This window comes from Myxococcus sp. CA039A (assembly GCF_013336645.1).
Lineage (GTDB): Bacteria > Myxococcota > Myxococcia > Myxococcales > Myxococcaceae > Myxococcus > Myxococcus llanfairpwllgwyngyllgogerychwyrndrobwllllantysiliogogogochensis.
The window spans coordinates 1-7,111 of the sequence record NZ_JABUMQ010000455.1 but is presented as its reverse complement, the minus strand read 5'-3'; the positions used below and the strand labels follow the sequence as shown (position 1 = coordinate 7,111).

Here is a 7,111-nt window from a genome sequence, read left to right as displayed (position 1 = left end):
CCCATGCTCCACTCCATCCCGCCCACCTTCCCCGGCGCGGTGCTTGAGCAAGGCATGTGCCCGCTGTCGCTACCTGGGGCGCGGTGGGCCTACCCATCCCGTCTGACTCGACAGGGCTCGACTCCCGGACGGTCACCCGCACACCACGGACCCTCTCGGGCGGCGAGAGGTGGGCGGTGCGGGCCTGCTTTCAGAAGCGGGAGATGGCGAAGAACGATTTGATTTTGTCGTTCGTCTCGCGAAGTCGCTCGCTCAGCGTGCGGACGAACGTCCAGAGCAGTACGTACGCCAGGTCCTTGTCGGTGAACATCAGCTGGTCCAGCTTGGACCTTTCGATGGCCCACACCGAGCAGGAGATGTGGGCGATGGCGTCCGCGGAGCGGGGAGAGTCCTCGATAACCGCCATCTCTCCGAAGTACTGGCCGGCTTCCAGGATGGCGAGCGCTTCCTCTCCGATGCCGGGCACCGACTTGGAGATGCGGACCTTGCCGCTGGAAATGACGAACATTTCCTGGCCGGACTCCCCCTCGCGGAAGAGGAAGGCGCCCGCCGGGTAGTCCCTGGTGTGGCCGAGTTGCGCCACCTTGGCGAGCTGGCCCTGGGTCAAACCCTCGAACAGCGCAACCTTCTTGAGGAGCTCGGCATCCATGAGGCCAGCTTCGTATCACGCGCCCGAGGGCCTCTGGTACCTTCGCGGCCTCAACGGAAAGAGGGAGGAGCCACCCGTGGCGGAGGAGAAAATCAACAAGGTGACCATCATCGGCTCGGGGCCGGCGGGTTACACCGCGGCCATCTATGCCGCGCGCGCCAACCTGGAACCGATGGTGTTCGCTGGTGGGCCCACGCTGGAGCATCCCCAGCGCGTGCCGGGCGGGCAGCTCATGGTGACCACGGACGTGGAGAACTACCCGGGCTTCCCGGAGGCCATCACCGGCCCGGAGCTGATGGACCGCTTCCAGAAGCAGGCGGAGCGGTTCGGCACGGTCATCCACATGGAAAACGTGGTGAAGGTGGATTTCAGCAAGCGCCCCTTCGTCATCGAAGGGGAGAGCGGCATCCGCGTTCTCTCGGAGACCGTCATCATCTCCACCGGCGCGACGGCCAAGTGGCTGAGCGTCAAGGGTGAGGACATCTACAAGAACCGGGGCGTGTCCGCGTGTGCCACCTGTGACGGCGCGTTCTTCAAGAACCAGGAAGTACTCGTCGTGGGCGGTGGAGACACGGCGATGGAGGAGGCCACGTACCTGGCGAAAATCGTCAAGCACGTCACCCTCGTCCACCGTCGCGACTCGCTGCGCGCGTCGAAGGTGATGCAGGAGCGCGCGCTCAACAATCCGAAGATTTCCTTCCTGTGGAACTCGGCGGTGGAGGAAGTCACCGGCAACGCGAAGGGAATGACGGGCGCGGTGGTGCGCAATCTGAAGACGGGCGACAGCCAGCTGCTCAATGCCACGGGCCTGTTCGTGGCCATTGGCCACACGCCGAACACGGAGCTGTTCCAGGGCATCCTGGAGACGCACCAGGGCGGCTACCTCAAGACGGTGGCGGGCAGCACCCGCACGAACATCCCGGGCGTGTTCGCTTGTGGTGACGTGCAGGACAGCTACTACCGTCAGGCCATCACCGCCGCCGGCACCGGCTGCATGGCGGCCATCGACGCGGAGCGCTGGCTGATTGAGCAGGGCGAGTAGCCCGCTCACCACCGCGTGACGCATGCTCCAGGCCGGTCCGTCTCCATGGCGGACCGGCCTTCTTTTCGAGCCGGGCAAGGGCGGAACAGGACTCTCATGAGCACGAAGCAGAAGACGCTGGCGGTGCATGCCGGAACGCGGCTGAAGGGCAGCAAGGCGGTTCCCGTCTCGCCCCCCATCTCCGTGTCCGCGGTGAGCTGGTTCGACAGCAGCGACGACCTGGACGGCGCGCTGGACGGCAAGGACTACGCCTACGCCCGCATCAGTGCTCCGAACACCACGCTGCTCGAAGAAGCCGTGGCGGCGTTGGAGGGCGCCGAGGCGTGCGTGGCCTACGCCAGTGGGATGGCCGCGCTTCGCTCGCTCTTCGAGGCCCAGGACTTCCGGCCCGGCGACAGGCTGGTGATGCCGGCGGACGGCTACGGCGTCACGCGCGCGCTCTACAAGAAGCTGTGTGCCGCGCTCGGCGTGGAGCTGCATGCGCTGAAGCTGACGGACGCGGGGACGCAGGCGCGCATCCGCGAGCTGAAGCCGCGCCTGGTGCTGGCGGAGAGCATCACCAATCCGCTGCTGCGCGTGGCGGACCTGCGTGAGCTGGCGAAGGCGTGCCGGGACGTGGGCGCGGCCTTCGCGGTGGACGCCACGTTCCCTTCGCCCATGGGGCAGCGCGTGCTGGAGCTGGGCGCGGACTACGCGGTGCAGTCCACCAGCAAGTGGCTCAACGGGCACAGCGACGCGCTGGGCGGCACGGTGAGTGGTGCTCGCTCGCGCATCGACGTGCTGCGCGCCGCGCGCGTGCTCTCGGGTGATGTGCTGGGTCCGTTCGAGGCGTGGCTCACGCTGCGCGGCCTGCGCACCTTGCCCGTACGGATGAAGGCCCATGCCGAACACGCGGCGCACGTGGCGCGGCGGCTTGCGGAGTCGCCCCTGCTGGAGCGGGTCATCTACCCGGGGCTGGCCTCGCATCCGGACCATGCGGTGGCTCGCGAGGTGCTCAAGGATGGCGGCCCCATGGTGTCCTTTGAAATCCGGGGCGCGGGCCGCCCCGAGGCCATGCGCTTCCTGGAGGCGCTCAAGGTCGGTCGACCCGGTCCGTCGCTTGGGGACGTGTGCACGCTGGTGATGCACGCGGCCAGCGCCAGCGCGCGACGCCTGACGCCCGAGGAGCGCGAGGCGGCGGGGATTCGCGAGAGCCTCATCCGGGTGTCCGTCGGACTCGAGGACCCGGACGACGTGGTGGATGACCTGCTCCAGGCCGTGGCCCAGGGGGTGGGCCGGTGAAGATGGTCGATGTCGGCGCGAAGCCGAAGACGGAGCGCGTGGCGGTGGCCACCGCGCTCTTGCGCATGTTGCCCGCCACGCGGGAGCGCATCCTCGCGGGGAAGGTGGAGAAGGGGGACGTGCTCGCCGCGGCGAGGCTCGCCGGCATCATGGCCGCCAAGCGCACCCCGGACTTCATCCCGCTGTGCCACCCCATCGCCCTGTCCGGAGTCGAGGTGACGCTGGACGCCGTGAAGGAGGGGCTGTCCGTCCGCGTGACGGTGCGGACGGTGGACCGTACGGGCGTGGAGATGGAGGCCCTGACGTCGGCGTGCGCGGCGGCGCTCACCGTCTATGACATGTGCAAGAGCGTGGACCGGGGCATGGTGCTGGAGGCCGTCCAGCTCGAGCACAAGTCCGGGGGACGCTCGGGGACCTGGGAGCGGGGCTCGGCGAAGGACGGCGCGGGGGCGACCCGTGCCGCCACGTCACGTCCACGCAAGCGCGCGAAGGGTTGAGCGCGGACGCGCGTGCGAGCGCGCGGGAAGGGGAGCGCGACACGGGCCCGCGTCCTCCCCGTTCCGTGCCCTGGAGGCGTGCGAGGGAGCCGCTTCACGCCGCGAGGTGGAGCCGCATGCCCACCCGCCTGACGCAATGCCCGCGCGGTGAAGCGCGGCACGTGCGGGCTGCCCTGTGTCCGCTTCAGGACGTGGACAGTGTGCTCCCGAGCACGGCCTCCCCTGAACTCGTGCCCTCCGGGGCTCCCGCTTGTCGGAGCGGTCGTCCAGATTGGACTCTCGCCACCATGCGCCCAGCAAGCGCGGGAGGCCGTAGAGGAGGTCCAAGGGTGCTCAACGTCAGGACGACCCACTCCACCGTGGGGCTCCTCGCGCTCATGATGGGCATGGGCTGCAGCCCCGCATTCGGGGACGGGGACGGCGATGCGCCGGAGTCGCCCACGCTCGTCGCGGCGGGGGCCCACTCACGCTGCTCCCCAGGGGGCTCGGGCCGCCGCTCCATCTCCAAGGACCCCAAGGGCTGCCGTCAAATCATGTTCGTCTGCGCCCCGGGCGAGACGCCCTTCTTCGACGCGTGTGGCTGTGGCTGCGAGCGCAGGTAGCGTGCGCTACCGCTTCCTGTCCGCGTCCTCGCGCAGCTTCTCCAGGAAGAGTGCCCCCACCACGAGCGAGTGGGTGATGTGTCCCTCCAGGATGAGCCGGGGCACGTCCGCGCGCGGGTGCAGCTCCACGGCGATGTCCTCGGCCTCGTCCTGCCGGCCCGCATGGGCCCTCACGCAGTCCCGCGCGAGGAAGATGAAGCAGCGGTTGTCCTGCAGCGCGGGATTGGGATGCATCCAGCCCAGCGGCACCACGCGGCCCGCGACGTAACCCGTCTCCTCCTCCAGCTCGCGCGCCGCCGCCACGGCCGGGTCCTCGCCTTCCTCGACGAGTCCTCCCGCGAGCTCCAGCGTGTCCGCGCCGACGCCGAAGCGGAACTGCCGCACCAGCACGAGCGAGTCCTCCGGCGTCACCGCGATGACATTGACCCAGTCCGCGCAGACCACCCGTACGCGCGGATGCTCCTGCTCCGTCCTCGGGTCCGCCCACTTGTCCTCGCGGACCTTCATCACCTGATAGTCGTGCTCCAACCCAAGGCGCAGTCGCCGCCAGGGCTTCACCGTCTGGGACATGGTTGACGCTCCGGCCCCCCCGACACGGGCGAGGGCCTTGGGGTTTTCAGTTGAGCAGCGAGGCGCGCTCACGCAGCTCGCGGGCCGTCATCTCCAGGCGGTCGCGGTCCGGAGCCTCCGGCGACAGCTCCAGGCACCGCTCCACGTCGCGCAGCGCCGCGCGGTACGCCCCCAGGTTGGCCAGCAGCGCCGCGCGCGTGCGCAGCTCCCCGGGATGATCCGGCGCCAACAGGAGCAGCAGGTCCACCACCGCCAGCCCCCGCTCGCGGTCCTCGCGGCCCAGGTACACGCGCCGCAGGTTGGACAGCATGCGGTAGGCAATCAACTCCACCGGCGCCGGCGCCAGCATGGCCCGGTCGAACTTGAGCTGCGGCGCCACCCGCTTGAGCAGCTCCTCGCAGCCGTGCTCGGTGAGGATGTCGCCGTGGTGGAAGGGGTCCATCACCAGCTTGTGGTCCCCCGCGTCATGGGCGACGAGGAAGTGTCCGGGAAACGGCACTCCGTACAGGGGGATGCCCGCCCGACGCGCGACTTCCAGATAGACGACGGACAGCGTTATCGGCAGCCCCAGCTTCCGCTCCAGCACCTGGTCCAGGAAGCTGTTCTCGGGCGAGTGGTAGTTGTCCTCGTTGCCGCGAAAGCCCTCGATGTCCGACAGCACGTGGCGCAGCGCTCGCAGCGACGCCAGCGCCTCGCCCTTGTCGGTGAGCCGCTCCGACTCCACCTGGACCCGGCACGCCAGGACGTCCAGGACGTGCAGACACGCGGGGGCATCCAGCTCCGGCCTGTCCAGCGTGGCGATGGCCAGCGCGGCCAGGTCCAGACGCGGTGGCTCCGCGGCCAGCGCCGACACCAACCGTTCCCGGGCCAGCGGCGGGCTGAATCCTGTGGGGATGCTCACGGCCGCAACCACTAACCCACACCGGGCTTGACGGCAAAGGCAGGCAACCGAGCGTCAGAAGGTGGGCGGTGCATAGGGCAGCCTCCCCTTGATTTCCGCGCGCAGCCCCATTTGAGCCGAAATCAGCCCCGCCAGGATTCCGTCCTCATACTCGAAAGTCGGGTGTTCCTTGAGTTCGGGAAAGTCGTGGGGATTGCGAAGCTCCTCGGGGGTGAGGTTGGGGACGGCCTCGCGGGCCAGTCGCAGCACCTTGGCCTGTTGCTGCGAAATCATCCGCTCGAAGAGCTGGGCGGACAGCTCCAGCATGTCCTGGGCCACTTCTTCCGTCATGTGCGTGCCTACTCCTGGGCGATGTCCCACTTGGCTCGGCGGTAGCTGTAACGGAAAGCGGCCTCATCCGCCTCTTTCGCGAGCCCCTCGCCCTCCCGGCCGTCCAGGAAGGCGACGAAGTCGAGCTGGCGGTTGTCGCGCCCGTGCTCGGTGTCGAAGAGGCGGACCAGCTCGTTGGCGGGCAGCGTGCGCCGGCCGACGACGTCCACCAGGGGCACCGCCAGGCCGCGCATCTCCTGCGAGGGCGCGTAGGACTTCCACACCAGCTCCGTGCACACCAGCGTCTGGTCCGAGAAGAAGTCGAAGTCGAAGTCGTACGGGCGGCCCTGGTACGCGAAGGCGCGGAGGATGGCGCGCGCCTTGTCCACGCGAGGCAGCCGCGGGCGCATGACACCCAGGTAGTCCACGCGCATGCCGTGCTCCAGGCCGGTGAAGCTGACGCCCTCGCTGATGGACTCGATGATGCGGATGGGGTCGCCGTGGGAGTCCTTGCCGGAGTACTCGGCCCACTTGGCGGGGAACGCGCGCGCCAGGTGCGCGGTGAAGGACGCGGGCTTGCCGGGGAGCGTGGCCACCCAGGCCTTCACGTCCGCGTCCTCGTCGAAGTACGCGGCCATCTCCGGCGCGGTGCCGACAAACAGCTCCGCGTGCGGCCAGAAGCCCGGCAGGCCGATGTTGGAGAGGTACCAGTTCTGCCGCGCCACCATGATGTCGCCGGGCTCCATCTTCTTGAGCACACCCAGCACCTGCTCGCGGCTGATGAGCGGCTGGCCGGAGCGGTGCACGCGCGTGTCGCCCATCCACTCGGCCACGGCGCGCTGGACGGGGAAGAAGGCGCGCTGGGCGGAGTCCTGGGTGAGGTCCGTGGCGGCCTTGGCGAAAATCGTGGCGCCGCGCTTGGCGAGAAGGCCCCGAGCCACTTCGCTGTTGAGCTTCATCTCCTGCATCACCCAGGGCACGCGGGGGCCGTCCAGCGCGCCGGCCTTCACCAGCAGCGGGCGCAGCTGCTCCTTGTACGTGTCACCGGTGTAGAGCTGGGTGGTGGTGCCCACGTGGATGACCTTTTCCTTGAAGCGGGCGAAGGCGCGCGGGGGCAGGCCGAACTCGGGGGCGGGCTCGTCCAGGAGGACTTCCAACTGCTTGCGGCCTCCGGTGAGCTCCGCGTAGGTGAGGCCGTGGGCCAGCTCCGTGGTGAGCGCGCCGTGGGTGAGCAGGAAGCCCCAGGCGTGCTTCTTGGGC

General features: G+C 69.2%; 9 protein-coding genes. 4 read left to right on the top strand and 5 right to left on the bottom strand.

The window, feature by feature from the left end:
* Positions 1 to 190: 190 nt before the first annotated feature.
* The gene (locus HR086_RS43175; protein WP_141649135.1) at positions 191 to 649 is read right to left on the bottom strand and encodes a cyclic nucleotide-binding domain-containing protein; all 459 of its coding nucleotides are present in this window, start codon (positions 647 to 649) and stop codon (positions 191 to 193) included.
* A gap of 76 nt (positions 650 to 725) precedes the next feature.
* Here HR086_RS43175 and trxB point away from each other — a divergent pair, with 76 nt between their 5' ends.
* The 4 genes from trxB to HR086_RS43155 all read left to right on the top strand — a co-directional run bounded on the left by trxB (position 726) and on the right by HR086_RS43155 (position 4,071).
* Positions 726 to 1,691, top strand: a complete 966-nt coding sequence (gene trxB, locus HR086_RS43170; protein WP_141649140.1) for a thioredoxin-disulfide reductase — start codon at positions 726 to 728, stop codon at positions 1,689 to 1,691.
* Between the two features lie 96 nt (positions 1,692 to 1,787).
* A complete protein-coding gene (locus HR086_RS43165; RefSeq protein ID WP_174464187.1) occupies positions 1,788 to 2,972 on the top strand; it encodes a PLP-dependent aspartate aminotransferase family protein in 1,185 nt (394 codons plus the stop codon).
* Entirely contained in the window at positions 2,969 to 3,469 is a 501-nt protein-coding gene (gene moaC, locus HR086_RS43160; protein WP_373564431.1) for a cyclic pyranopterin monophosphate synthase MoaC, read from the top strand. Before HR086_RS43165 ends, moaC begins: the two co-directional genes overlap by 4 nt.
* Positions 3,470 to 3,798: 329 nt before the next feature.
* Complete coding sequence (locus HR086_RS43155) at positions 3,799 to 4,071, top strand: hypothetical protein (RefSeq protein ID WP_174458536.1); 273 nt, start codon at positions 3,799 to 3,801, stop codon at positions 4,069 to 4,071.
* 6 nt (positions 4,072 to 4,077) lie between these two features.
* Here HR086_RS43155 and HR086_RS43150 read toward each other — a convergent pair whose 3' ends face one another.
* From HR086_RS43150 to HR086_RS43135, 4 genes are all read right to left on the bottom strand, one after another.
* Complete coding sequence (locus HR086_RS43150; protein WP_141649138.1) at positions 4,078 to 4,641, bottom strand: NUDIX hydrolase; 564 nt, start codon at positions 4,639 to 4,641, stop codon at positions 4,078 to 4,080.
* A 46-nt stretch (positions 4,642 to 4,687) separates the two neighbouring features.
* Positions 4,688 to 5,512: a SirB1 family protein gene (locus HR086_RS43145; RefSeq protein ID WP_141649142.1), complete on the bottom strand. Its 825-nt coding sequence runs from the start codon at positions 5,510 to 5,512 to the stop codon at positions 4,688 to 4,690.
* Between the two features lie 84 nt (positions 5,513 to 5,596).
* A complete protein-coding gene (locus tag HR086_RS43140; RefSeq protein ID WP_141649139.1) occupies positions 5,597 to 5,872 on the bottom strand; it encodes a hypothetical protein in 276 nt (91 codons plus the stop codon).
* Positions 5,873 to 5,880: 8 nt separating this feature from the next.
* Positions 5,881 to 7,111, bottom strand: a 1,231-nt coding sequence (locus tag HR086_RS43135; protein ID WP_174468548.1) for a YiiX/YebB-like N1pC/P60 family cysteine hydrolase, incomplete at its 5' end; no start/stop codon positions are given.